This window comes from Phycicoccus elongatus Lp2, assembly GCF_000367525.1.
Lineage (GTDB): Bacteria > Actinomycetota > Actinomycetes > Actinomycetales > Dermatophilaceae > Phycicoccus_A > Phycicoccus_A elongatus.
On record NZ_HF570956.1, the window covers coordinates 2,408,910 to 2,432,327 of the forward strand.

Annotated in this window: 23 protein-coding genes and 2 pseudogenes; 5 read left to right on the top strand and 20 right to left on the bottom strand. The window is 70.3% G+C overall.

Going from position 1 to position 23,418, the window contains the following annotated elements:
• A partial coding sequence (locus tag BN10_RS11580; protein ID WP_040753295.1) for a phosphotransferase occupies positions 1-688 on the top strand: 688 nt, incomplete at its 5' end.
• Here the strand turns inward: BN10_RS11580 and BN10_RS17430 are convergent.
• Entirely contained in the window at positions 674-928 is a 255-nt protein-coding gene (locus BN10_RS17430; protein ID WP_233354312.1) for a GNAT family N-acetyltransferase, read from the bottom strand. The genes BN10_RS11580 and BN10_RS17430 overlap by 15 nt on opposite strands.
• Positions 929-1,354: 426 nt before the next feature.
• Positions 1,355-2,845, bottom strand: coding sequence for a peroxidase family protein (locus tag BN10_RS11590; protein ID WP_010851435.1), 1,491 nt, complete (start codon positions 2,843-2,845; stop codon positions 1,355-1,357).
• A gap of 103 nt (positions 2,846-2,948) precedes the next feature.
• Here BN10_RS11590 and BN10_RS11595 point away from each other — a divergent pair, with 103 nt between their 5' ends.
• The 3 genes from BN10_RS11595 to BN10_RS11605 are packed head-to-tail and all read left to right on the top strand — an operon-like array spanning position 2,949 to position 4,922.
• Positions 2,949-4,004, top strand: coding sequence for an adenosine deaminase (locus BN10_RS11595; protein ID WP_010851436.1), 1,056 nt, complete (start codon positions 2,949-2,951; stop codon positions 4,002-4,004).
• The gene (locus tag BN10_RS11600) at positions 4,001-4,495 is read left to right on the top strand and encodes a GNAT family N-acetyltransferase (RefSeq protein WP_010851437.1); all 495 of its coding nucleotides are present in this window, start codon (positions 4,001-4,003) and stop codon (positions 4,493-4,495) included. The genes BN10_RS11595 and BN10_RS11600 overlap by 4 nt, the downstream gene beginning before the upstream one ends.
• Before the next feature lie 49 nt (positions 4,496-4,544).
• Positions 4,545-4,922, top strand: coding sequence for a YdeI/OmpD-associated family protein (locus tag BN10_RS11605; RefSeq protein WP_010851438.1), 378 nt, complete (start codon positions 4,545-4,547; stop codon positions 4,920-4,922).
• On the opposite strand, the gene BN10_RS11610 is transcribed toward BN10_RS11605, so the two are convergent.
• The 11 genes and pseudogenes from BN10_RS11610 to pheS form a co-directional block, all read right to left on the bottom strand.
• A complete protein-coding gene (locus tag BN10_RS11610; protein ID WP_040753301.1) occupies positions 4,897-5,553 on the bottom strand; it encodes a DNA-3-methyladenine glycosylase in 657 nt (218 codons plus the stop codon). The genes BN10_RS11605 and BN10_RS11610 overlap by 26 nt on opposite strands.
• A gap of 2 nt (positions 5,554-5,555) precedes the next feature.
• Entirely contained in the window at positions 5,556-6,995 is a 1,440-nt protein-coding gene (argH, locus tag BN10_RS11615) for an argininosuccinate lyase (RefSeq protein ID WP_010851440.1), read from the bottom strand.
• Positions 6,992-7,495 carry an arginine repressor gene (locus BN10_RS11620; protein WP_010851441.1) on the bottom strand — a complete coding sequence of 168 codons (504 nt, stop codon included), beginning with the start codon at positions 7,493-7,495 and terminating at the stop codon, positions 6,992-6,994. Before BN10_RS11620 ends, argH begins: the two co-directional genes overlap by 4 nt.
• A complete protein-coding gene (gene argF / locus BN10_RS11625) occupies positions 7,492-8,445 on the bottom strand; it encodes an ornithine carbamoyltransferase (RefSeq protein WP_010851442.1) in 954 nt (317 codons plus the stop codon). Before argF ends, BN10_RS11620 begins: the two co-directional genes overlap by 4 nt.
• Positions 8,442-9,643 (bottom strand): annotated as a pseudogene (locus BN10_RS11630) (acetylornithine transaminase). The gene argF and the pseudogene BN10_RS11630 overlap by 4 nt, the downstream one beginning before the upstream one ends.
• Positions 9,640-10,578: an acetylglutamate kinase gene (gene argB, locus BN10_RS11635; RefSeq protein WP_010851445.1), complete on the bottom strand. Its 939-nt coding sequence runs from the start codon at positions 10,576-10,578 to the stop codon at positions 9,640-9,642. The pseudogene BN10_RS11630 and the gene argB overlap by 4 nt, the downstream one beginning before the upstream one ends.
• Before the next feature lie 6 nt (positions 10,579-10,584).
• Complete coding sequence (gene argJ, locus BN10_RS11640) at positions 10,585-11,736, bottom strand: bifunctional glutamate N-acetyltransferase/amino-acid acetyltransferase ArgJ (protein ID WP_010851446.1); 1,152 nt, start codon at positions 11,734-11,736, stop codon at positions 10,585-10,587.
• The gene (locus tag BN10_RS11645) at positions 11,733-12,137 is read right to left on the bottom strand and encodes an ACT domain-containing protein (RefSeq protein ID WP_010851447.1); all 405 of its coding nucleotides are present in this window, start codon (positions 12,135-12,137) and stop codon (positions 11,733-11,735) included. The genes argJ and BN10_RS11645 overlap by 4 nt, the downstream gene beginning before the upstream one ends.
• The gene (gene argC / locus BN10_RS11650; RefSeq protein ID WP_010851448.1) at positions 12,134-13,177 is read right to left on the bottom strand and encodes an N-acetyl-gamma-glutamyl-phosphate reductase; all 1,044 of its coding nucleotides are present in this window, start codon (positions 13,175-13,177) and stop codon (positions 12,134-12,136) included. The genes BN10_RS11645 and argC overlap by 4 nt, the downstream gene beginning before the upstream one ends.
• A gap of 50 nt (positions 13,178-13,227) precedes the next feature.
• On the bottom strand, positions 13,228-15,780 hold the full coding sequence (gene pheT, locus BN10_RS11655) for a phenylalanine--tRNA ligase subunit beta (RefSeq protein ID WP_010851449.1): 2,553 nt from the start codon (positions 15,778-15,780) through the stop codon (positions 13,228-13,230).
• On the bottom strand, positions 15,780-16,874 hold the full coding sequence (gene pheS / locus BN10_RS11660) for a phenylalanine--tRNA ligase subunit alpha (protein ID WP_010851450.1): 1,095 nt from the start codon (positions 16,872-16,874) through the stop codon (positions 15,780-15,782). Before pheS ends, pheT begins: the two co-directional genes overlap by 1 nt.
• Before the next feature lie 186 nt (positions 16,875-17,060).
• On the opposite strand from pheS, the gene BN10_RS11665 reads away from it, so the two are divergent.
• A complete protein-coding gene (locus tag BN10_RS11665) occupies positions 17,061-17,441 on the top strand; it encodes a VOC family protein (protein WP_010851451.1) in 381 nt (126 codons plus the stop codon).
• Here the strand turns inward: BN10_RS11665 and BN10_RS11670 are convergent.
• From BN10_RS11670 to infC, 7 genes and pseudogenes are all read right to left on the bottom strand, one after another.
• A complete protein-coding gene (locus BN10_RS11670) occupies positions 17,366-18,733 on the bottom strand; it encodes a hemolysin family protein (protein ID WP_156917389.1) in 1,368 nt (455 codons plus the stop codon). The two genes, BN10_RS11665 and BN10_RS11670, sit on opposite strands and share 76 nt — an antisense overlap.
• Before the next feature lie 169 nt (positions 18,734-18,902).
• Positions 18,903-20,054 (bottom strand): MFS transporter, encoded by a 1,152-nt coding sequence (locus BN10_RS11675; protein WP_040751605.1) that lies wholly within the window; start codon positions 20,052-20,054, stop codon positions 18,903-18,905.
• Between the two features lie 10 nt (positions 20,055-20,064).
• Complete coding sequence (locus BN10_RS11680) at positions 20,065-21,120, bottom strand: sensor histidine kinase (RefSeq protein ID WP_010851454.1); 1,056 nt, start codon at positions 21,118-21,120, stop codon at positions 20,065-20,067.
• On the bottom strand, positions 21,117-21,926 hold the full coding sequence (locus BN10_RS11685; protein ID WP_010851455.1) for a TrmH family RNA methyltransferase: 810 nt from the start codon (positions 21,924-21,926) through the stop codon (positions 21,117-21,119). Before BN10_RS11685 ends, BN10_RS11680 begins: the two co-directional genes overlap by 4 nt.
• A gap of 10 nt (positions 21,927-21,936) precedes the next feature.
• Entirely contained in the window at positions 21,937-22,317 is a 381-nt protein-coding gene (rplT, locus tag BN10_RS11690; RefSeq protein WP_010851456.1) for a 50S ribosomal protein L20, read from the bottom strand.
• A 44-nt stretch (positions 22,318-22,361) separates the two neighbouring features.
• Positions 22,362-22,556 carry a 50S ribosomal protein L35 gene (gene rpmI / locus BN10_RS11695; RefSeq protein WP_010851457.1) on the bottom strand — a complete coding sequence of 65 codons (195 nt, stop codon included), beginning with the start codon at positions 22,554-22,556 and terminating at the stop codon, positions 22,362-22,364.
• Between the two features lie 55 nt (positions 22,557-22,611).
• Positions 22,612-23,218: pseudogene (gene infC / locus BN10_RS11700) on the bottom strand (translation initiation factor IF-3).
• Between the last annotated feature and the right edge of the window lie 200 nt (positions 23,219-23,418).

The following is a 23,418-nucleotide window of genomic DNA, read 5'->3' on the forward strand; positions in this document are numbered from 1 at the left end:
ACCCCACCTGCCAGAGTGGCTGGCTGTGCCCGAGATCGTCCACGCCGGCGAGCCCTCCGAGGACTTCCCCAGGACCTGGCTGGTCTCGCGTTGGGTCCCGGGCACCGATGCCGCCGCAGCGGTCCTCGCCGGCGCCGACCACGAGAGCGAGGTCGCCTGGGGCGCGGCCCTCTCCGAGATCGTCACCGCACTGCGCGGCTTCGAGCTGGGAACGCTCGCACCGGCCGAGTGGCCGGCCGGTGGTCGAGGCGGCCACCTGCGCGACCGCCTCGCGGACCTCGCGACCACGGACCCGGTGGCCGGGCGACCGGACCCGGCACCCATCCGCGGGCTCATCGACCGCGCCCTCGCCGTGACCCCGCCCGCGGAGCGGGTGCTCCTCCACGGCGACCTCATCCCCGGCAACCTGCTCCTCACGCGGGGTCGACTCTCGGGCCTCATCGACCTCGGGACCCTGACGACCGGCTTCCCGGCCTGGGACCTCACCTGCGCCTGGTGGGTGCTCGGCGCCACCGGGCGTCGCCGCCTGCGCGACCGGCTCGACGTCGACGACGCCTCGTGGGTGTGGGGTCGAGCGCTGGCGGCGACCCAGGGCCTCCTCGCGGACTGGTTCTACGCCCCGCGCGGGCACGCGTTGGCCCCGTTGGGGGCGCGAGCCGTCCGTGAGTGCCTGTCAGACCTCGGCTGACCTTCGGGACCCCCAGCCGGCGGCCACGCGCTGCCCCTCCGAACCCTCCCACTCCGAGCGCAGGATCGCGTACGTGCAGCCGTCGACCCAGCCGTGCTCGGCGTGCCACGAGTCCTGCACTCCGTACTGCTCGCGGCGCATCCCGGCCTTCTCCATGACCCGCCATGAGCCGGTGTTGTCGGCGAAGCAGGACCCCGTGACTCGGTGCAGACCGACGTCGTCGAAGGCGATCTCGAGCATGGCGCGCACCATCTCGGTGCCATATCCCTGCCCGGTACACGCGGGGGTCGAGGAGGTAGCCGATCGGCGCCTCGGCTCCCCGCCAGGGCTCGCCCCGAGCCGCTGGCTGACCCATCGCGTCACGGATGTCGAGGGTGCAGGTGCCGATGACTCGATCACCCGCCAACGCGGCGAACCGGTGGTCGTCCGAGGCCGCGCGCCAGGCCTTGCGATAGGCCTGCGGGTCCACGGTCGTGCTCAGGAGCCATCGGCCGAGCTCCGGCGCATTTCGCCACCGGCGAACCTGAGCGATGTCGCTGTCGTTGGGCTGGCGGAGCAGCAGGCGAGCCGTGCGTCGCGGCCACGCAGGTGTCGGGATCACGGGGCCCACCCAACCAGCGCGGCACGGCCGCCTCAACGGAATACCGGTGCCACGGCGTTCACGGGTCAGAGGGAGCCGACGACCCCGGCCTTGGTGAGCAGGTCGACCATCCGGAAGTCCCCACCGGTGCCATAGTCAGGTGTCCAACCCGGGTCCTGGGTGAGGTAACTCTGGCTGTCACCCTCGATGAGGCCCTGGATGACCTCGCCGACGATGCGGCCACCGACCGGGCCCAGTCGCTTGCCTTGACCCTTCTTGTGGGCCTCCCGGAGCACGTAGAACCACAGCGGCGTCCGCTCATCCAGACCTTGGGCGGCGACGTCGGACAGTGCCGACGGGGGCAGCACGGGCACCTGCATGGCCCTGGCCACGGCTTGACCCGACGGGAGCTTCATCGTGAGGTTGCGCAGCAGGTTGCGGGTCGCGAGCGAGTCAGGGGTCCCCGTTCCCATGCCCATGAGGTGGAAGAGGGTGCTCGACAGCGCGGTGTCGATCTTCTTGTTGCGCCGGACCCGGCCGTCCCCGAAGTCGAAGAAGGTCTGCCAGTCGATGAATCGGCGTGGCGCGCGGCACCCACCGCGCAGGTCGCCGGGGTCAGCTGGCGTCGCTGCCGCAGGGTCGAAGATGAGCGCGATGAACTGCTGCGCGGGGGTCGTCGCGCTGGTGCCGAAGTTGGCGCGATAGCTCGGCCGGACCTGCGAGTGGCCGAACCGATAGGCCGCGACCGAGAACTCCACCGGGATGTACGGGTCGTTGCGCCAGGCGAAGAACTTCCGGCCGTTGGTGGCGATGTCGTGGGCGAGGGTGGCGCCGATCGTGGCCGGGAGGAACTCGTGCAGCACCAGCCACTGGTAGTGCCACCGAACAATGCGTTGGGTCTCCTCGAAGACCTCTTCGAGGGTGTGCGTGGCACCGATCGCCGCCTTGACGTCGGTCAGCACCGCGTTGTGGAACTTCAGGAAGGCCAGGTGGAGCTGGGACACGACGAGGTTCTCGTCGTTGCGTGGGTCACCGATGAGGGCCACGTTCTGGCTGTTGCGCGGCAGGTCGAAGCGCGGTTGCCCGTCGATCGTCACCGCCGCAGACCCGGGGATCTCCTCGACGAGCATCGTGGTGCGTCCCTCGTCGACGCTCTGGTCGTAGAGCGCCGGGCTGACCCCGGGGCCCCCGCCATAGACGTTGTCGAGGTCGAGGGCCGGGATGCGGAAGTTGCGGATCGCCTCCGGGTCCTGGCGCCTCGCCAGACTCGAGGTCGGGTCGAAGGTCATGTCGTGGTCGATGAACTGGCCGAGGAAGGTGAACCCGGCGGTCATCGTCGGGTTGTCCGGGTTGTCGGCACTCAGCGCGGCGTTGGCGAGAAGGGCCAACGGATCGGTGAGGTCGTCGCCGGCGTCCATGATCCCGCCGGGCTTGCCGATGTCGATGAGCGCTGCACGCACCGACGGGGTGTCGGCGGCGAACGGAGCGAGCGTCGGGAACATGCGCCCGAAGCGCCCCTGCTCGTAGAAGGTCGATGACGGAGTGGTGAGGCCGAGGTCTGCGTTTCCATGTCCCATGCCCCCAAGAGGTCCGGTCCCGTCCCCTGATACATCACCCCCTCACGAACCACCGAATCCGGGAGCTGCAGGCCAGCGTAGGGAGTCCGTCAGACTGTGCCTTGTGACCGACACGACCATCGCGCCGGGTGAGCCGACAGCGCCCGGTGAGCGCACGGCATACGCAGATTTCATTGCCGGCCTGCCCAAGGCCGAGTTGCACGTCCACCACGTCGGCTCGGCGCGCCCGGAGACGGTGGCCGCGCTCGCCGCACGCCACCCGGATGCCGGTGTGCCCCAGGACCTCGCGGCGCTCAAGGACTTCTTCACCTTCACCGATTTTGCGCACTTCATCGATGTCTACTTGGCGACCGTCGCCCTGCTGCGCACACCCGAGGACATTCACCTGCTCACCCGTGAGGTCATCGAGGGCCTTGCGGCACAGCGGGTTTGCTACGCCGAGCTCACCATGACGCCGTTCACCAGCGTGCGGATGGGCATACCGATCGAGGCCTACACCGAGGCGATCGAGGACGCCCGCATCACCGCCGAGCGCGACACCGGCACGGTCGTGCGGTGGATCTACGACATCCCGGGCGAAGCCGGTCTGGAGTCGGCCGACGCCACGATTTCGTATGCCGTGGACCACGGTCCCGCTTCTCTGGTCGGCTTCGGTCTGGGCGGGCCCGAGATCGGGGTGCCGAGACCGCAGTTCAAGGCGCACTTCGACCGGGCCCGTGCCGCCGGTCTGCACTCGGTCCCCCACTCTGGCGAGTCGACCGGGCCGGAGACGATCTGGGACGCGATCCGCGAACTCGGCGCCGAACGCATCGGCCACGGCATCGCTGCGACCCAGGACCCACGGCTCGTCGAGTACCTTGCGGAACACCGGATCCCGCTCGAGATCTCGCCGACGTCGAACCTCGCGACGCGGGTCGTCGAGCGGATCGAGGACCACCCGATCCGGGCCCTGCGCGACGCCGGCGTCGTCGTCACGGTCAACAGCGACGACCCACCGATGTTCGGGACGACCCTCAATCGGGAGTACGCGATTGCCGCCAACCTGCTCGACCTCGACGAGGGCGGCCTGCGGGAGTTGGCGACGACAGCTCTGAACGCGAGTTTCGCGCCCGACGACGTCAAGGCGCGGATCCGGCGCGAGATCGGGGACCACGCATGAAACTGCGCCCGATGACGCGGGCCGATGTGCCCGCCTTCGCGCCCGTCTTCCGCGAGATCGTGGACGCCGGTGAGACCTACGCCTATCCGGAAGACCTGCCCGACAGCGCGATCGCCGACCTGTGGATGGAGGGCGCCCCGGGGCGCGCGGTCGTGGCGATCGACGACGACGGCTCCTTCCTCGGCGCAGCGAAGATGGGGCCGAATCGGCCCGGTCGCGGCGCCCACATCGGGACGGCGAGCTTCATGGTGTCCTCGGCTGCGCGAGGCAAGGGCGTCGGGCGGGCACTGGCCAGGGACATGATCGACTGGCACCGACGCCAAGGGTATGCGGGGATCCAGTTCAACGCCGTCGTCGAGACCAATATGGCCGCAGTACGGCTCTGGCAAGACCTGGGCTTCCGGATCCTGGGGACCGTGCCGGGGGCGTTTCGGTCGGCCACGCACGGACCGGTCGGTCTCCACGTCATGTTCCTCGACCTCTCCTCCTGACGGCCCGCGCTGACGGATGACGTCAGTCCTCCCACCTACGGTGGATCGCATGTCCCCCGAGTTGGAGATCGTTTCGTTCCCGACCCGCGCCGACCTCTGGGCGTGGCTCGACGTCCATGCCGCCCACCACCTCGGCGTGTGGGTCCAGCTGGCCAAGGCCGGCAGCTCTGCCCCGTCGGTCACCTTTCACGACCTGCTCGAGGCCGGCATCGCCCACGGCTGGAGCGAGAGCACCCGGCGCGCCCACGATGACGCCTCGTTTCTGCAGAAGTTCACCCCACGCAGGACCCGAGGAACGACCTCGCAGCGCAATGTCTCGATCGCCGCCCGACTGGAGGCAAGCGGCCGCATGACGCCCGCCGGACGCGCCGCACTGGGCCTCCCGGCTCTCCCGGTCGAGGTCAGGACCTCCGCCGCTGGCGAATGACCCCCGGCCGGTAGGGCGACACGCTCGACTCGCCGTCGAGCCAGAACCGCCAGGGGTATGCCGCGCCGTCACCACCGGGGCCACTCACCCCGACGCGCGGCCCGGTCCGGATCCGTACGGTGTCGGGTGGTGAGGCCGGCGGTCTGACGACCAGGTCGATCGGCTCGCCCGCTGCCGGGCGGTGCGGGACGCAGAAGTCTCTTCCGGTCGCGCTCCCGTCGAGGGCGAGCGTGGTCGCCAGCCGCGCCGGGCCACGGCACCACTCCCGTTCGCGGACACCCGGTCTGCGCGTTGCCGCGACATCCTGCCCGGCGACCACCTCCCCAGCGCGGATGAGCACCGCTTGCGCTCCCCCGTCGTGCCCGGTGACCAGGCAGAGCATCCAGTGCATGCCGTAGGTGAAGTAGACGTAGGTCCGGCCGGCGATCCCGAACATCGGGGCCGTTCGCGGTGTCCACCCGCGGAAGGCGTGCGAGCCCGGGTCACCGTGCTCACCGGCATACGCCTCGGTCTCGGTGATCCGCACGGTGACGCCGGCGTGGGAGAGCGTGCAGCCGAGCAGGTCGGGCGCAACCTCCAGCACGTCCCGCGCGAAGAAGCTCCGTGGCAGACGGCGCCCCCGAGAGACCATGGTCAGCGGATGGTGGGCCGGGCCGCGGTCCATTCACGGCGGGCGCCGACGACAGCCTTGACGGACACGAGTTGGTCGCGCACCCGTGCCGGGGCGGTGCCGCCCTTGGCGTTGCGAGAGGCCAGCGAACCCTCGACGGTCAGCACCTCACGCACGCCTGGGGTGAGGTGCTCCGAGATCCGCAGCAGGTCGTCGTCGCCGAGGTCCCAGAGCTCGATCCCGTGGGCCTCGCAATCACGCACACAGGCACCGGCGACCTCGTGGGCGATCCGGAACGGCACCCCCTGGCGGACCAGCCACTCGGCGATGTCGGTGGCGAGTGAGAAGCCCTGTGGGGCAAGGGATTCGACCCGCTTCTCGTCGAACGCCATGGTGTCGACCATGCCCGCGAAGGCCGGGAGCAGCACGTCGAGGGTGTCGACGGCGTCGAAGACGGGCTCCTTGTCCTCTTGGAGGTCGCGGTTGTAGGCCAGTGGCAACGCCTTGAGGGTCGCGAGCAGACCGGCCAGGTCCCCGATGAGGCGGCCGGCCTTGCCGCGCGCGAGTTCGGCGACGTCGGGGTTCTTCTTCTGCGGCATGATGCTCGACCCGGTCGAGTAGGAGTCGTGCAGGGTGACGAAGGAGAACTCCTTGGTCGCCCACAGCACGACCTCCTCGGCGATCCGCGAGATGTCGACCGCGACCATCGCGGTGACGAAGGCGAACTCGGCCGCGAAGTCACGCGAGGCAGTCCCGTCGATCGAGTTCTCGACCGACGTCGAGAAGCCGAGGTCGGCAGCGACCGCCTCGGGATCGAGCCCGAGCGACGAGCCGGCCAACGCGCCGGAGCCGTAGGGGCTGACGGCGGCCCGCGCGTCCCAGTCACGGAAGCGATCGACATCGCGCAACAGCGCCCATGCGTGGGCGAGCAGGTGATGCGAGAGCAGCACCGGTTGGGCGTGCTGGAGGTGGGTGCGCCCCGGCATCGCCACCCCGAGGTGGCGATCGGCCTGTGCCACAAGGGCATCGACGACGTCGAGCACGAGGGCCGAGATCGTGCGGGCCTCGTCACGCAGGTACATCCGGAAGAGGGTCGCCACCTGGTCGTTGCGCGAACGACCGGCCCGCAGCCGGCCGCCGATGTCGGCACCGGCTCGTTCGATGAGGCCCCGCTCCAGCGCGGTGTGGACGTCCTCGTCGCTGGCCTCAGGCACGAACTGCCCCGACTCGACGTCGGCGCGCAGGGCCTCGAGGCCGTCGAGCATGGCCTGCAGGGTCGCGTCGTCGAGCAGGCCCGCGGAGTGCAGGACACGTGCGTGGGCCCGCGACCCGGCCAGGTCGTAGGGCGCCAGTCGCCAGTCGAAGTGGGTGGACTTCGACAGGGCCGCCAGCGCATCGGCCGGGCCGCCGGCGAACCGGCCGCCCCACAGGCTGACACGGGCGGACGGATCGGTGGAGGTCACGCAGGATCCCTTCGGGCGTGGGACATCAGGGTCGCGGCGACCTCGCGCGAGGCCGCCTCACCGGTGGTGATGACCATGATCGTGTCATCCCCGGCGATGGTGCCGACGATGCCCGGCACCGAGCCGTGATCGATGGCGCTGGCGAGGAAGTTGGCCGCGCCCGGGGGGGTGCGCAGCACGACCAGATTCGCGGAGAGGTCCGCCGACACGAGCAACTCCTGGCACCTCTGGGCCAGTCGCGTGGTCACCTCCCCGGCGTCGGGCGCGACGCGGACGGTGCGGTCACCACCTTCGGACGGCACGGCATACACCAGGTTCTTGCCCACCCTGACCTTCTCGGCACCGACGTCGACCAGGTCGCGCGAGAGCGTCGCCTGGGTGACCTCGATGCCGTCGCCGGCGAGCAGGTCGAGCAGGGCGGTCTGGGAGCGCACGGCCTGACTGGACAGGATTTCGACGATCCGCTGCTGGCGGGCGGCACGCGAGGTGGAGACCGTCATCGCACGGCATCCCGATGCTGCTCGACCAGCCAGGAGAGCACGGCCTTCTGGGCGTGGAGGCGATTCTCCGACTCGTCCCACACCACCGACTGGGGTCCGTCGATCACCTCGGCCGCCACCTCGTAGCCGCGGTAGGCCGGCAGACAGTGCAGGAAGATGGCATCGGGCGCGGCCTGCCCCATCAGGTCGGTCGTCACCGAGAACTTCGCAAAGGGGCTCGCCTCGCCCTTGCGGGTGTCGAGCTCGCCCTCCTGTCCCATCGACACCCAGGTGTCGGTCGCGACCACGTCCGCACCGAGGACGGCGGCGATCGGGTCGTCGGTGATGGTGATCGAGCCGCCCTGCTCGGCCGCGATCTGCTGGGCGCGGGCGAGGATCTCAGGCTTCGGTTGGTATGCCGTGGGCGTGCCGATCCGCACGTGAAGACCGGCAGTGGCCCCACCGAGCAGATAGGAGTGCGCCATGTTGTTGGCCCCATCGCCGACATAGGCGAGGGTGAGGCCCGGAAGCGCTCCCTTGTGCTCCTGGATGGTGAGCAGGTCGGCGAGGATCTGGCAGGGGTGGAAGTCGTCGGTGAGAGCGTTGACCACCGGCACCTCGGCATACGCGGCCATCTCTTCGATGCGCTCCTGCCCGTGGGTCCTCCAGACGATCGCGACGGCCTCTCGACCCAGGACGCGGGCAACATCGGCGATCGACTCCCGCTCGCCGATCTTGGCGAGCTTGCCGTCGATGATCATGGGGAAGCCACCCAAGTGGGCGATCGCGGCCGAGAAGGAGACCTGGGTCCGCAGGGTCTGCTTGTCGAAGATCAGCCCGACGACCTCGGGCCCGACGAGGGTCCGGTCCGAGAAGGGGTGGGCCTTGATCCGGGCGGCCTTGGCGAGGATGGCGCGCTGCTCGGCCGGGCTGAGGTCGTCGTCGCGGAGCAGGTGGCGGACGGTGGTCATGCGGACTCCTTTGCCGCGTCGAGCAGCCCGGGCAGGGCGTCGACGAAGAGGTCGATCTCGGCGATCGTGAGGTTGAGCGGTGGCGCGATACGGATCGCATCGGGTGCCACCGGGTTGACGATGAAACCGGCGTCGCGCGCGCTGTCGGCCACGATCGCGGACACGGGGGCGGTGAGGGCGATGGCGCGTAGCAGACCTGACCCGCGGACATGGTCGACGAGAGGGTGGCCCAGCGCCAGGACCCGACCGGCGAAGTGCTCACCCACCGCCTCGGCGGGGCGGTCGCGAGCAGACCGTCGGTCTCGATCGTCTCGAGGACTGCGAGAGCGGTCGCCGCGGCCAGCGGGTTGCCGCCGAAGGTCGTGCCGTGCTGGCCGGGGCTGAGCCGACCGGAGTTCTCGGGACCGAAGGTCACCAGGGCTCCGATCGGGACGCCGCCGCCCAGTCCTTTGGCCAAGGTCATCGCGTCGGGCACGATGTCGGCGCGCTGGTGGTCGAACCAGCGCCCGGTGCGGCCGATGCCGGTCTGGATCTCGTCCACGACGAGCAGGGCACCGGCGGCGCGCGTGATCTCCCGTGCCGCTTCGAGGTATGCCGTGTCGAGCGGTCGCACCCCGGCCTCGCCCTGGATCGGTTCCAGGACAACGGCGCCGGTGGATTCGTCGACCGCCGCACGCAGGGCATCGATGTCGCCCGGTGGCACGAAAGCGACCCCGGGGAGGAGTGGCGCGAAGGGTTGCCGGTAGGCCGCCTTGTGGGTGAGCGCGAGCGCTCCGGTGCTGCGACCGTGGAAGGACCCCTCGAGCGCGACGAGCCCGGGCCGGCCGGTGCGGCGCGCCAGTTTGATCGCAGCCTCGATCGACTCGGTGCCGCTGTTGGTGAAGAAGACCGCCGACCCTTCCGGCGCCTGCGCGAGGCGAAGCAGGCGCTCGGCGAGCTCGATCTGGGCCCGTGTGGTGAAGAAGTTGGAGACGTGCAGCGCCTCACCGGCCTGCTTGCTCACGGCGGACACGACGGCGGGATGGTTGTGGCCCAGGGCGTTGACCGCGATACCGCCGAGGAGGTCGAGGTAGCGCTTGCCGTCGACGTCCCAGACCCAGCAGCCTTCGCCGCGGTCGAGCACCAGCGCGGGGCGCCCGAAGACGCCGAGCACGGCGTGCGCGTAGCGGTCGAGCAGCGCAGTGGAGTCCGTGGTCATGACGCGGCTCCCTCGACGTCGGCCTCGATCAGGGTGCCGATGCCCTCGGACGTGAAGACCTCGAGCAGGAGTGAGTGCGGCTTGCGACCGTCGACGACGTGGGCCTGGGGCACCCCGTCCTCGACGGCCCGGATGCAGGCCTCCAGTTTCGGGATCATCCCCTCGTCGACGCGTGCGAGGAGATCCTTGGCGCCCGACACCGACAACCGGGAGAGGAGGGAATCCCGGTCGGGCCACGCGGCATACACTCCCTCGACGTCGGTGAGGACGACGAGCTTGCGCGCACCCAGAGCGGCCGCGAGCGCGGCCGCCGCGGTGTCGGCGTTGACATTGAGGACCTGACCGGGCACGTCGAGGTCGGGTGCGACGGTGGACACCACCGGGATCCGACCGGCCTCGAGGATGTCGAGGACGGCGGTGGGGTCGACGGTCTCGACGTCACCGACGAGGCCGAGGTCGACGGGTGCACCGTCGATCTCCACGGTCTTGCGGCGCCCACCGAAGAGGCCGGCGTCCTCACCGGAGAGGCCGACGGCCAGCGGGCCGTGCTGGTTGAGAAGCCCGACGAGTTCGCGGCCGACCTGCCCGGTCAGCACCATCCGCACGACATCCATGACCTCGGGCGTCGTCACCCGCAGGCCGCCGCGGAACTCACTGACCAGGCCCAGTCGATCGAGCATCGCCTTGATCTGCGGGCCGCCGCCGTGGACGACGACGGGGCGCAACCCGGCATACCGGAGGAAGACGATGTCCTGCGCGAACGCGGTCTTGAGGGTGTCGTCGACCATCGCGTTGCCGCCGTACTTGACGACGACGAGAGCCCCGCGGAAGCGTTCGAGCCAGGGCAGCGCCTCGACGAGGGTCGTGGCCTTGGCCTGGGCAACACGAAGGGCGGCGGCGTCGATCGCGCCGCGGAGGGTCTGGGCAGGTGTCATGGCGGCTCAGGTGGAGTAGGCGGAGTTCTCGTGGACGTAGTCGTGCGTGAGGTCGTTGGTCCAGACGGTCGCGGACGCATCACCGGCATGCAGGTCGATGACGACGTGCACCTCGCGCCCGGTCAGGTCGACGAGCGAGCGGTCCGCGCCCACTCCCCCGGCGCGGCACACCTCGATGCCGTTCATCGTCACGTCGAGCAGGTGCGGGTCGAAGGCGGCACGCGTCGTGCCGACGGCGGCCAGGACCCGACCCCAGTTGGGGTCGTTGCCGAAGACGGCGCACTTGAAGAGGTTGTTGCGTGCGACGGCGCGGGCAACCTCGAGGGCATCGGCCTCGGTCGCAGCGGTCCGCACCTCGAGGGCGATGTCGTGGTGGGCGCCCTCGGCATCAGCGATCAGTTGGCGCGCGAGGGAGGCGCACACCTCGGTGACGGCGGCGGTCAGCTCGTCGGGCGACGGGGTGACGCCCGCGGCACCGGACGCCATCAACAGGACGGTGTCGTTGGTGGACATGCACCCGTCGGAATCGATGCGGTCAAAGGTGGTCGCCGTCGCAGCGCGGAGCACGCCATCCAGATCGAGACCGGCGACATCGGCATCCGTGGTGACGACGACGAGCATGGTGGCCAGCGCCGGCGCGAGCATGCCCGCACCCTTGGCCATGCCCCCCACGCTCCACCCATCACGAGGCACCTGGGCGACCTTGGGCACGGTGTCGGTCGTCATGATGGCGGTCGCGGCAGCCGGTCCGCCCTCGTCGGTGAGCGTCGCGACGGCAAGGTCGACCCCGTCGGCGATCTTGTCCATCGGCAGCAGTTCGCCGATCAGGCCCGTCGAACAGATCGCGATGTCGCCGGCGCCCGAGCCCAACGCCTCGGCGACGAGCTCGGCAGTGCGGTGCGTGTCCTGGAAGCCCTGATGGCCAGTGCAGGCATTGGCCCCGCCGGAGTTGAGGAAGACCGCGTCCACGCGCCCGTCGGCCACGACGTGCCGGGACCAGGTCACGGGGGCCGCCTCGACGCGATTCGACGTGAAGACGGCGGCGGCGTCGAAGCGGGGGCCGTCGTTGACCACCAAGGCGACATCGGGTCGGCCACTGGCCTTGAGGCCGGCGGTCACGCCGGTGGCGCGGAAGCCTTGGGGTGTGGTGACGCTCATGCCGTGCTCCCGAACAACGTGGTGGCCGTGTAGATGAGTCCGCCCCTGCGCCAGGCCTGTGCGGCAGCCTCGAGCTCGTGCGACTGGACGAGGATCCAATCGGTGTCGAAGGTCGACATCGCCAGGACGCTGATCCGGGCATCGACGAGGGGCCCGAGGATCTGCGCCATCACGCCGTACATCCCGAACTCCAACGGCCCGGCGACCTCGACCGCCCGGAAGGGTCCTTCGGTGCGCAGCCCCGGAGGTACGGCGGCGGCCAGGGTGACCACCGAGGTCTCGGTGTCGGTCCAGGTGATCGTCGCGAACGGCCCGACCCGAAAGTCCCAGTCCGGCGTGGTGTCGGGGTCGAGGCGGACGATCGCGAGGTCCTGCGGATGACCCATGAGATGGAGTTTCACGGGGCGACCCCCGCGACGGGCAGGCCGCAGACCTCGGGAAGGCCGAGGGCCAGGTTGAGGCACTGGACGGCCGCGCCGGCGGTGCCCTTGGTGAGGTTGTCGACAGCGGCAACTGACACCACCCGACCGGCCCGCTCGTCGACGGTCACCTGCACGTGCACGTTGTTGGAACCCAGGACCGCGGCCGTGCTCGGCCATTGGCCGACGGGGAGCAGGTGGACAAAGGCCTCGCCCTCGTAGGCAGCGTGCCACGCCCCTCTCACGGCCGCTGGGTCGGCACCGGGCGCGAGTCGGGCAGTGCAGGTGGCGAGGATCCCGCGCGACATGGGCGCCAGGGTCGGCGTGAAGCTCACCGTGACCTCCCCCGCACCGCACGCGGTGAGGTTCTGCTCGATCTCGGGCGTGTGCCGGTGGACGCCGCCGACGCCGTAGGGCGACATGGCGCCCATGACCTCGGCCCCGAGCAGATGAGGCTTCAGAGACTTCCCGGCCCCGCTGGTGCCGCTCGCGGCGACCACGACGATGTCGCTGGGATCGACCAGGCCGGCGACCAGGCCGGGGGCGAGGGCGAGCGACACCGCGGTCGGATAGCAACCTGGGACGGCGATCCGCGTCTGTCCCTCGAGGACGGCGCGCTGTTTCTGCCCAACCCCGCGGACGAGTTCCGGCATCCCGTAGGGCCACGACCCGGCATACGCGGTGTCGTAGAAGGTGGTCCACGCCGACTCGTCGGTCAGCCGGAAGTCGGCCCCGCAATCGATCACGACGACCTCCGTCGGCAGAGCGGAGGCCAAGGCGGCCGAGTGCCCGTGGGGCAGGGCCAGGAAGACGGCGTCGTGGCCGGCCAGCACCTCACGCGTGGTGTCCTCGACCACGCGCTCGGCCAGCGGCGTCAAGTGGGGGTGGATCGCGCCGAGCTTCTGCCCAGCCGACGACGCGGCCGTCAGAGCTCCGATCTCGACCTCGGGGTGCGCGAGGAGCAACCTGAGGAGTTCTCCCCCGGCATACCCACTCGCTCCGGCGACGGCAACCTTGACCACGCTGCATAGTCTTGCACAATCTCACAATTCCATGCAAAGCCGTGCTGCGGTCAGGTGCGCTGGGTGGCGCCGAGGTCGGCGGCGGCGCTGGCCAGGGCAGCGTCACGCAGTGCGCTGACCTCCTCGGTCCGCAGGGTGCGATCGGGCGCCCGGAAGGCCAGTCGGTAGGCCAAGGACTTCCTGCCCGGCCCGACCTGGTCGCCGCGATAGACGTCGAAGAGGGTGATCGACTCGAGCATCTCCCCCGCGCCAGTGCCCAAGGAGGCCTCGAGCGAGCCGGCCGTCACCGCTTCGTCGACGACCACCGCGAGATCGGTGTATGCCGCGGGCGAGGTCACGAGGGTCCGCGCGGCCACCGGGTCCTCGCTCGCCGCGATGAGCACGTCGAGGTCGAGCTCGGCGGCGACGGTGCGTGTCGGCAGGCCGAGGGCGGCCACCACCTTCGGGTGCAACTCTCCGGCGTGACCGACCAGAGTGCCGTCCGCAAGGGAGATCGCTGCGCACCGCCCCGGATGGAAGGGCATCACGTCGGCCGAGCCGCTGAGCACGACCGGCACCGCGAGCGCGTCGGCGACCGAGCGCACGAGGCCCAGGACATCGCTCACGTCGGCCGGTCGCCCCTCCCCCCACCATCCGGCACGGTCGCGGTCGCCCGCGAGCAGGATGGCCAGGTGTCGCGGCTGGCGCGGCACGGCGCGATGGATCGCCGCGAGCACCTCGGGCGACGGCTGGACCCCGACGTCCTCCGTGGGAGCGCTCGTCTGCTCACCGTCGCGCGCCACGACCAAGCCGATCTCGAAGAGGCCGACGTCCTTGGCGCCCCGGGCGACATTGCGCACGAGGGCATCGATCATCGTCGACAGGACGCTGATCCGCATGAGCGGCGCCTCGTCGGACAACGGGTTGGCGAGCGCCACGGTGCGGGCGCGCGCCTCGTCGGCGGCCCATCCCAGGGCGGTGTGGCGCGCATCGCCGACAAAGGGAGCACTCCAGATCTCGGTGAGACCGGCACCGGCCAGCACGTCGGCGACCAGGCGCCGGACCTGCTGCCCGTGGGTCAGGCCTCGCCCACCGGGCGGCGTGGGGACGACGGACGGGATGCGGTCGTAGCCATCGATGCGCGCGACTTCCTCGACGAGGTCCGGTGCGGTGCGCAGATCTGGTCGCCAGGACGGCGGGGTGACAGCCAGGGTCGGACCGTCCTCGATCACCTGGCACCCGATCTCGGTGAGCATGCGGCACACGGTGGTGCGGTCGTAGTCGACGCCGACGAGCTGGGTCGGGTAGCCGACGTCCATCAGAATGATCGACGACTCGGGCGCCTCCCCCACGTCGGTGACGCCGGCGTCGGCCGTCCCGCCGCCATAGCGCACGAGCAGATCGACCGCCAACTGGGCAGCCGCGGGGCCGAGCTCTGGATCGACTCCCCGCTCGAAGCGGCGGGAGGCCTCCGAGGGCAACTTGTGGCGTCGCGCCGAGCGCGCGATCGACACCGCGTCGAAGTGTGCGGCCTCGATGAGCACGTCCGTCGTCGTGGACGACACCTCGGTGCTCTCGCCACCCATGACGCCGGCGATGGCGATCGGTGTCTGACCGGAGTCGGTGATGAGCAGGTCCTCGGGCGACAGGGCACGATCCACGTCGTCGAGGGTCGTCATCCGCTCCCCGGTGCGCGCCCGGCGCACGACGATCGATTCCCCGAGACGCGCCAGGTCGAAGGCGTGCAGCGGTTGCCCGAGCCCGAGCATCACGTAGTTGGTCACGTCGACCGCCAAGCTGATGGGGCGCATGCCGGCCTCGGTGAGGCGGGTCTTCATCCACCCCGGCGTGGGGGCGCTGACATCGAGGCCACGCACGATCCGCGCGACGTAACGCGAGCAGCCCACTCGGCCCCGGATCGGGGCCTCGTCGGCCAACTCCACGGCATACCCACCGCCGTTGGCCGCGGGGGCCGCGGCGGCCAGCGCCACCACCGGGTCGGTGTATGCCGCGCCGGTCGCGTGCGAGTACTCCCGGGCGATGCCCCGGATCGAGAAGCAGTAGCCGCGGTCAGGCGTCACGTTGACCTCGACGGTCTGCCGGTCCAGGCCGAGGATCGGGATCGCGTCGGCGCCCGGGACCAACCGGGCCAGCTGCTCCTCGTCACCGGCGAATCGGCGGGTCAGCACGATGATCCCGTCGTGGTCGTCCCCGAGGCCGAGTTCGCGCTCGGAGCAGATCATCCCGGCCGAGACGTGCCCATAGGTCTTGCGTGCCGACACGGTCAGCGGCCCTTGGGGCGTCGGCAGGACGCCGCCCGGAAGGATCACCGCGACGAGGTCACCGACCTCGAAGTTGTGGGCGCCGCACACGACCCACTGCGGTTCGCCGGTGCCATTGGCCTCTCCGACATCGAGGGAGCACCAATTGATCGTCTTGCCGTTCTTCTGGGGCTCGGGCTCCTTGGAGAGCACTCGGCCCACCACGAGGGGGCCGGTGACCCCGCCACCGTGCAGGCCCTCTTCCTCGAGCCCGACCCTGACCAGGTCGGCAGCGATCTGGACGCCGGTGGCATCCGCGGGAACGGCGACGTACTCACGCAGCCAGTCGACAGGAACGCGCATCAGATCTCCATCCCGAACTGCGCGTTGAAGCGCACGTCTCCCTCGATCATGTCCCGCATGTCCGAGACCCCCGTCCGGAACATCAGGGCCCGGTCGATGCCCATGCCGAAGGCAAACCCCGAATAGATCTCGGGATCGACGCCACACGCGCGAAGGACGTTCTGGTTCACCATCCCGCAGCCGCCCCACTCGATCCAGCCGGTGCCCTTGCAGGTGCGGCACGCCGGGTCCTCGCCGCGGCACACGAAGCAGCGCAGGTCCATCTCGGCGCTCGGCTCGGTGAAGGGGAAGTAGGACGGGCGCAGGCGCGTCGTGATGCCCTCACCGAAGAGCTCGGCCGCCAGTCGGTCGAGGGTGCCGCGCAGGTTGGCCATCGTGATGCCCTTGTCGACCGCGAGCCCCTCCACCTGGTGGAAGGCCGGCATGTGCGTTGCGTCCAGCTCGTCCGTGCGGAAAACCCTTCCGAGACAGGCGATGTAGAGCGGCACACCACGCTCGAGGAGGGCCCTGGCCTGCACCGGAGAAGTGTGCGTGCGCAGCACCAGACCGGTCTCCGGTGGGTCGACGTAGAAGGTGTCCTGCATCTGGCGGGCCGGATGGTCGGCGTCGAAGTTGAGCGCGTCGAAGTTGAACCATTCGGCCTCCACCTCAGGTCCCTCGGCGATCTCCCAGCCCATGCCGACGAAGACGTCGGCGATCCGCTGGCTCATCAGCTCGGTGGGGTGGCGTCGACCGAGCGGTCGTCGGCCGGTGGGCAGCGTGACGTCGATCGCCTCCTCGACGAGGATCCGCTCGTCACGCTCGGCCTCGAGCTCGGCCTGCCGCGCGGCATACGCCTGGGCGACGCGACCGCGGGCCTGGCCGACCCGCTTGCCCGCCTCCGCCTTCGCCGAGGGCGGCAGCGCACCGATCTCTCGATTGGCCAGCGCGAGTGCGGCGCGGTCACCTTGGTGGGTGGTGCGGGCCGCCTTGAGCTCCTCGAGTGAGGTTGCCGCCGCCGCGGCGGCGAGGGCCTGCGCGACGGCCTCGTCGATGGCCGCGGGGTCGAGCGCGGCCACCTCGACGGGGTCGAAGTTCGTGTTGGGTCCGGACATGGTCGTTCCGCTCGGTCGTCACGGGTGTGGACAGATGAGTGCGGCCCCCGGGCACTTGGAGGTATGCCGTGTGGCCGACTCAGTGCGCGCGGCCGGCCGTGCCCGAGGGCACGGTAAATCGCCGCACGGCACGAGGCGTGCACGGGTGCTGGGCGACTGTCACAGGGTCAGCCTAACGTGGTGCCCATGATCGATCACTTCGGGATCAACTGTGCGGACCTCGACGCCGCCAAGCGCTTCTACGACCAGACCCTCGCGGTGATGGGGCACCGGCGGGTCATGGACTTCGGCGTCGCCATCGGTTACGGCACGGAGGAGCCGGACTTCTGGATCTCCGGCGGGGAGGCGGCCGCCGGGCCGAACCGGGAGGTGCACATCGCCTTCCGCGCCGCGGATGCCGCGACGGTGCGCGCCTGGCATGCCAAGGCGGTCGAGCTCGGCGCGGAGACGCTGCACGAGCCTCGTCTGTGGCCCGAGTACCACCCCGGCTATTACGGCGCTTTCGTCCGTGACCCCGACGGCAACAACGTCGAGGCGGTCTGCCACTCGGCGTCCGAAGGCGACTGATCCGGGGACACCGGTGTGGGTGACAGCTCCACCTGCGTGATCCGTCGGCCCTCGATGGCGGTCACCGTGAGGACGTGCTCGCCGACAGACACCGCATCGCCCTCGACGGGCATCCGCCCCAAGCGCGCCATCAGGTAGCCGGCCGCGGTTTCGTAGTCCCCGTCCGGCAGCTCGACGCCGGTCTGCTCGGCGAGCTCCTCGAGGGTCACGCCGCCCGGCACCACCCGGGGCCAGCCGTCCTCTGGCGACTGAGCGGTGTGACCGCCCTCGAGGTCGAACTCGTCGGTGATCTCGCCGATGAGCTCCTCCACCAGGTCCTCGAGAGTGACCAGGCCGTCGGTCCCCCCGAACTCATCGATGACGATGGCGAGGTGGGCACCCTCCTCGCGCATCGCCGACACCGTCGGCAGGACACGGTTGGTGCCCGGGAGGTGCAGGACATCCCGCTGGACGTCAGCCACGGTGCGCCCGGTGGGGTCGTCGGCCTGCAGGATGTCGCGGACGTGCACGAAGCCGGTGACATGGTCGAAGTCGTCGCCGATGACCGGGAAGCGTGAGTAGGGCTGGTCGGCGAGCCAGGTCCTCGCATCGGCAAGGGTCATGGCACCGGCGATGAAGGTCACGTCGGCCCGCGGGCGCATGACCTCCTTGAGGTTGCTGCGGGTGGCGGCGAACACGTCGGAGAGGATGCGCCGCTCGTCATCCCCCAGGCTCTCGTGACTGCTCACGATCTCGCGCAGCTCCTCCTTGGTGACCTCCTCACCGGTGAGGTCGGGGTCACCGCCGAGCAACCGCACGATGCCATCGCTGGATCGGGACAGCAGCCAGATCACCGGCCGCATCACCGTGGCGAAGCGGTCCAACGGAGGACCCGTGACCGTCGCCACGGAGACCGCCCGCTGCAGCGCGAGCCGCTTCGGGGCCAGCTCACCCAGCACCAGGCTGAGGTAGGCGATGAGAAGGGTCAGCACGGCGATCGCCAGGCCGGAGGCCACCTCAGCTGACAGCCCGAGCCGTTCGAGGTAGGGGGCGACGTCCGGGGCCAGCGTCGAGCCACCGTAGGCAGCCGAGAAGAAACCGGCGACCGTCACCCCGATCTGCACGGCGGACAGGAAGCGGTTGGGGTCCCGAGCGATCGAGGCCACGCGCGCCCCGCGGCCACCGGCGCGCTCGAGCGCGTTGAGCTGACTGTCGCGCAGCGACACCAGGGCCAGTTCGGTCGCGGCGAAGACCCCACCGATGAGGACGAAGAGCACGACGAGGCCAAGGTTGAGCCAGGTCTGGCCGTCGATCACCGCTGCTCACCCGCTCTGTGCGGACCGGATGAGCAGGGGGTACTTCGATAGCCGTCCATGCAGGAATCCTAGTGCGGCGCATCTGGGCACCGGTCCTGGCCCACGGGCCTGGTGGTCCCTGTGCACAGGACTGGACCCTCGGTCAGCGGAAGTGCCTCACCGTCCCTCAGCGGCGCGCGCGCAGCACGACGATGCCGGTCACGGCGATGACCACCGCGAGCACGGCCGCACCGAGGAAGGCGGCCGACCCACCACGAGCATCGATGACCAGGCCGGCCAGCGGTGCCCCCATCGCGCTGCCGCCGGTCATCGCCGAACCGTGCCAGCCCAGGGCCTCGCCACGAGCCCGGTCGGGCACCACGCGGGTGAGCGCCTCGACACCGGCGGTGATCGCCGGCTGGCACCCCAGGCCGGCCACGAACATGGCCACGCTCAGCGCCACCGGTCCGTGCGCGACGGCCGCCGGCGCCGTGGTCAGGCCGAGGAAGAGGAGCAGGGCCTGCAGGGTCGGCTGCCGCCGCATCGCGCCGTAGGCCAGGCCGCCGACCAGGGAGCCGATGCACCAGGCGGCCAGGACGACGCCGATGAGCGTCGGGCGGTCGGCCTCACGCAGGACGGCGACCGCCGAGATCTCGGTGGCGGACAGGACGACCGTCACCGTCGCACAGGCGGCGAGGATGGCCAGGAACCGGGCCCCGAGCCAGGTCCGGCGGGAAACCGGCGCCTCCGGCACGGCATCCTGGTGGATCGGCAGGTCGAGGAGCCAGAGGAGGACCCCGGCAGCGACATTGGCCATGAGTGCGGCGAGCAGCATCCAGCGGGTGGACCATGACGTCGCGACGCCGACGGCGACCGCAGGCCCGATGGCGGCGGAGAGTTCGAGCACGATCCCGTCGAGGGAGAGAGCCGTGCGCCGCCGATCTGCGGGGACGGCGGTGATGAGCGTCTGTCGGATCAGCGCATGGCCGGGGATGACGAAGAGGCCGGACACCGCAAGGGCGGCGAGCAGCGGGACATAGGGCAGGAAGGGGATCGCGGCGCCGACCAGAAGTTGCACGAGGATCGCTGGCGCCACGACCGCGCGCAAGCCATAGCGATCGAGCAGCCGGCCACGCCACGGGGCCCCGAGCCCGATCGCGGCCGTCGACACCATGGCGGCGACCCCGGCGGCGGTGTAGGACCGGCCCAGTGCCGTGACGACATGGATGGTGACGAGGATGCCGATGGTGAACATCGGCATTCGCACGAGAAAACCCAGCGCCACCGCACGTCGGACGGCCGGGACCGCCCAGACCGGCCGATAGCGGTCCACCCACATCGGCACCGAGTCAGTCCTCCTGCCCGGCCGGCAGCGAGATGCGCACTCGCGCGCCACCGTCCGGTGCCTCCTGGAGGACGACCGACCCACCCTGGGCCTCGGCCAGGCCGCGCACGATGTAGAGGCCCAGGCCGGTGCTGCCGGGAGACCGGCCGTGGAAGAACTTGCCGAAGACCAGCTCACGTTGCTCGACGGGCACGCCCGGTCCATCGTCGTCGACGCAGATGTCGACGGTCCCGTCGGGCCCGGGTCGTGAGGAGAGGTGGATGTGGGCCCGGGCATGCCGGACCGCGTTGTCCAGCAGGTTGCTGAGCATCTGCTCCAGACGGTCCGGGTCGGCCCATACCTCGGGTGCACCGACATTGGTGGTGACCGTGCACTGACCGCCGCTGGCCACGAGTCGCTCCACCGCGCGCCCGAGGACGACCCTCAGGTCGACGGGGCGTGCGTGGATGGTGAGCCGCCGCGCATCGATCCGGGAGACATCGAGCAACTCGGTGATCAGGCGGGTGACCCGGTCGGCATCGGCCTCAATGGTCTCGATCATGAAGCGCTTCTGCTCGTCGGTGAATCGGTCCCACCGTCGCAGCAGAGTGGCCGAGAATCCCTTCACCCCGGTCAGGGGCGACCGGAGTTCGTGGGCGATCGTGGAGATGAGGGCGGCATTCGCCCGCTCGGCGCGGCGTCGGCCCTCACCGTCGCGCAGACCGATGAGCACCACGACCACCGGACCACGGCGACCATCTCGCACGTAGCGGGCCGTGGTGAGGACTTCGCGTCCGCTGGGGAGATAGAGCAGTTTTTCACGGTGCCCCGTGCGCGTGTCGAGTCCGTTGAAGGGACTGGCGACCTCCCACCACGCGCGCCCCTCGTGGTCGCGCAGCGGAAGGCCGACCTCCAAGGGGGCACCCACGACCTGCTCCCGGGTGAGGCCCGTGATCCGCAGGGCGACCGCGTTGACCGACTCGATGAGCCCGGGCGCCGTCACGGCCACCAGCCCATCGGGCAACCACTCCGCCGCTTCGTCGGCCGCGCTGCGCTCGGGCAGCGGCAGATCGGTCGTCACGTCCCGAACGTTAATGCTCCGGCCGACGCGTACAAACACACGGTCGCCGCCATGGCGAGATTGAGCGACTCCGCCTTGCCGACGATCGGCACCCGCACGATGTCGTCGCAGTGCGCCCGCACCTGCTCGGGCAGACCCCACGCTTCATTGCCCATCACCCAGCAGTGCGGTGTCGACAGGTCGGCGTCGGGAAGCAATGTGGTTCCCCCGCCGTCCGCGGCCAGCGTGCGTATGCCGTGGGCTCGCAACTCGTCGAGCGTGGATTCCACCGGTAGGCCGGTGACGATCGGAAGGTGGAAGAGCGAACCGGCAGTCGAACGGACCACCTTCGGCGAGGTCACGTCGACCGATGCTTCCGACACCAGGACGGCGGCGGCGCCGACGGCGTCGGCCGCCCGGATGACCGTGCCCGCGTTGCCGGGGTCACGCACGTGGGTCAACAGGACGAGCAGCCCGGGTGAGCCCGCGAGCACGTCGGCGAGGCTCGGGGCCAAGGCCTCCACGACGGCCACGACGCCCTGGGGCTGCTCGGAGTCAGCCATCACCGCGAGCACCTCGTCGGTGACCTGGTGCACCCACAGCCCAGCCGCGCGAGCGGGCGCGGCGATGTCTGCGGCATACCGCTCCATGGCCTGGTCGGTGAGGTAGACATCGACCACCCGATCGGCGGCACACCGCACGGCCTCGCGGACCCCTTGGGGTCCTTCCACGACGAAGCGGCCGGTGCGTTGACGCACCGGCCGCTGCGCGAGGCTGCGAACGGACCGGACCCGGTCGGACCGGGGGTTGGTCAGGACGTCGGCCACGAAGGGTCGATCAGGCGGACGCGGCTTCGGCCTGCGCCGGGACGTTGGCCTTGGAGATCTCGACGAGCGCCGCGAACGCCGCCTCGTCGTTGACCGCGAGCTCGGCGAGCATGCGGCGGTCGACCTCGACCTCGGCAGCCTTGAGGCCCTGGATGAACCGGTTGTAGGTCATGCCGTTGGCGCGGGCCGCGGCGTTGATCCGCTGGATCCACAGGCGACGGAAGTCACCCTTCTTGGCGCGACGGTCACGGTAGGCGTAACCGAGCGAGTGGACCATCTGCTCCTTGGCCTTGCGGTAGAGCCGCGAGCGCTGCCCGCGGTAGCCGCTGGCGCGCTCGAGGACGACCCGGCGCTTCTTCTGGGCGTTGACCGCCCGCTTCACGCGTGCCACGTGAGTACTCCTTGCTGGTTGTTGTTACGTCGACGTGGCGCGGCTCAGAGGCCGAGCATCTTCTTGATCTTGGGGGCGTCGGCCTTCGCGACTTCGATGTCCTTGGACAGGGCGCGCGCCTTCTGCGGGGTCTTCTCGTGGAACTTGTGGACGTGGCCGGCCTGCTCGCGCATGACCTTGCCGGTGCCCGTCACCCGGAAGCGCTTCTTGGCGCCACTGTGGGTCTTGTTCTTCGGCATCTGCTCTTCTCTTTCGCTTGCGTGCGTGTGCTGTGGTGGTGTCGGTGGTGCCGGATCAGGCCGGCGCAGCGGTCTCGTCGACCGCCGGGGCCGGCGTCGACTCCGGCGAGTCGGCCGGCGCATCGTCGCGGCGGCGGCGCTGCTCGGCACGGGCCTCGGACTTCTTCTTGGTCGGGGCGAGAACCATGATCATGTTGCGGCCGGGGGGCCGACTCGACGACACCCAGCTCGAGCACGTCCTGGGCCAGCTTCTGCAGGAGACGGAAGCCCAGCTCGGGGCGGGACTGCTCGCGACCGCGGAACATGATCGTCACCTTGACCTTGTCCCCGCCCTTGAGGAAGCGCTCGACGTGGCCCTTCTTGGTGCCGTAGTCGTGCGCGTCGATCTTCGGGCGGAGCTTGATCTCCTTGATGACCGTGTTGACCTGGTTCTTGCGGGCTTCCCGGGCCTTCATGGCGGCTTCGTACTTGTACTTGCCGAAGTCCATGAGTTTGGCAACCGGCGGCTTCGCCATCGGGGCGACCTCGACCAGGTCGAGGTCGGCCTCGGCGGCCAACTGAAGGGCCATCTCGACGCGGACGATGCCGACCTGTTCTCCGTTCGGGCCGACCAACCGCACCTCGGGAACCCGGATGCGGTCGTTGATGCGAGGCTCGCTGATGTTGTTCTCCTTCGTCGTGGTGATCGCGACACGAGAAAGGCTCCTCGCGCCGATGCACGAGGAGCCCTGGATCGATGGCACGGCAACGCGTCGCGACGCCACCGAAGTGACGTCGGCCGCACGGCCGGACCGGAACCCGGCGACGGAAGTGTCGACGCGGGTGGAAGCGGGGCTTCTCTTGCACGCCGTGGACTTGCGAC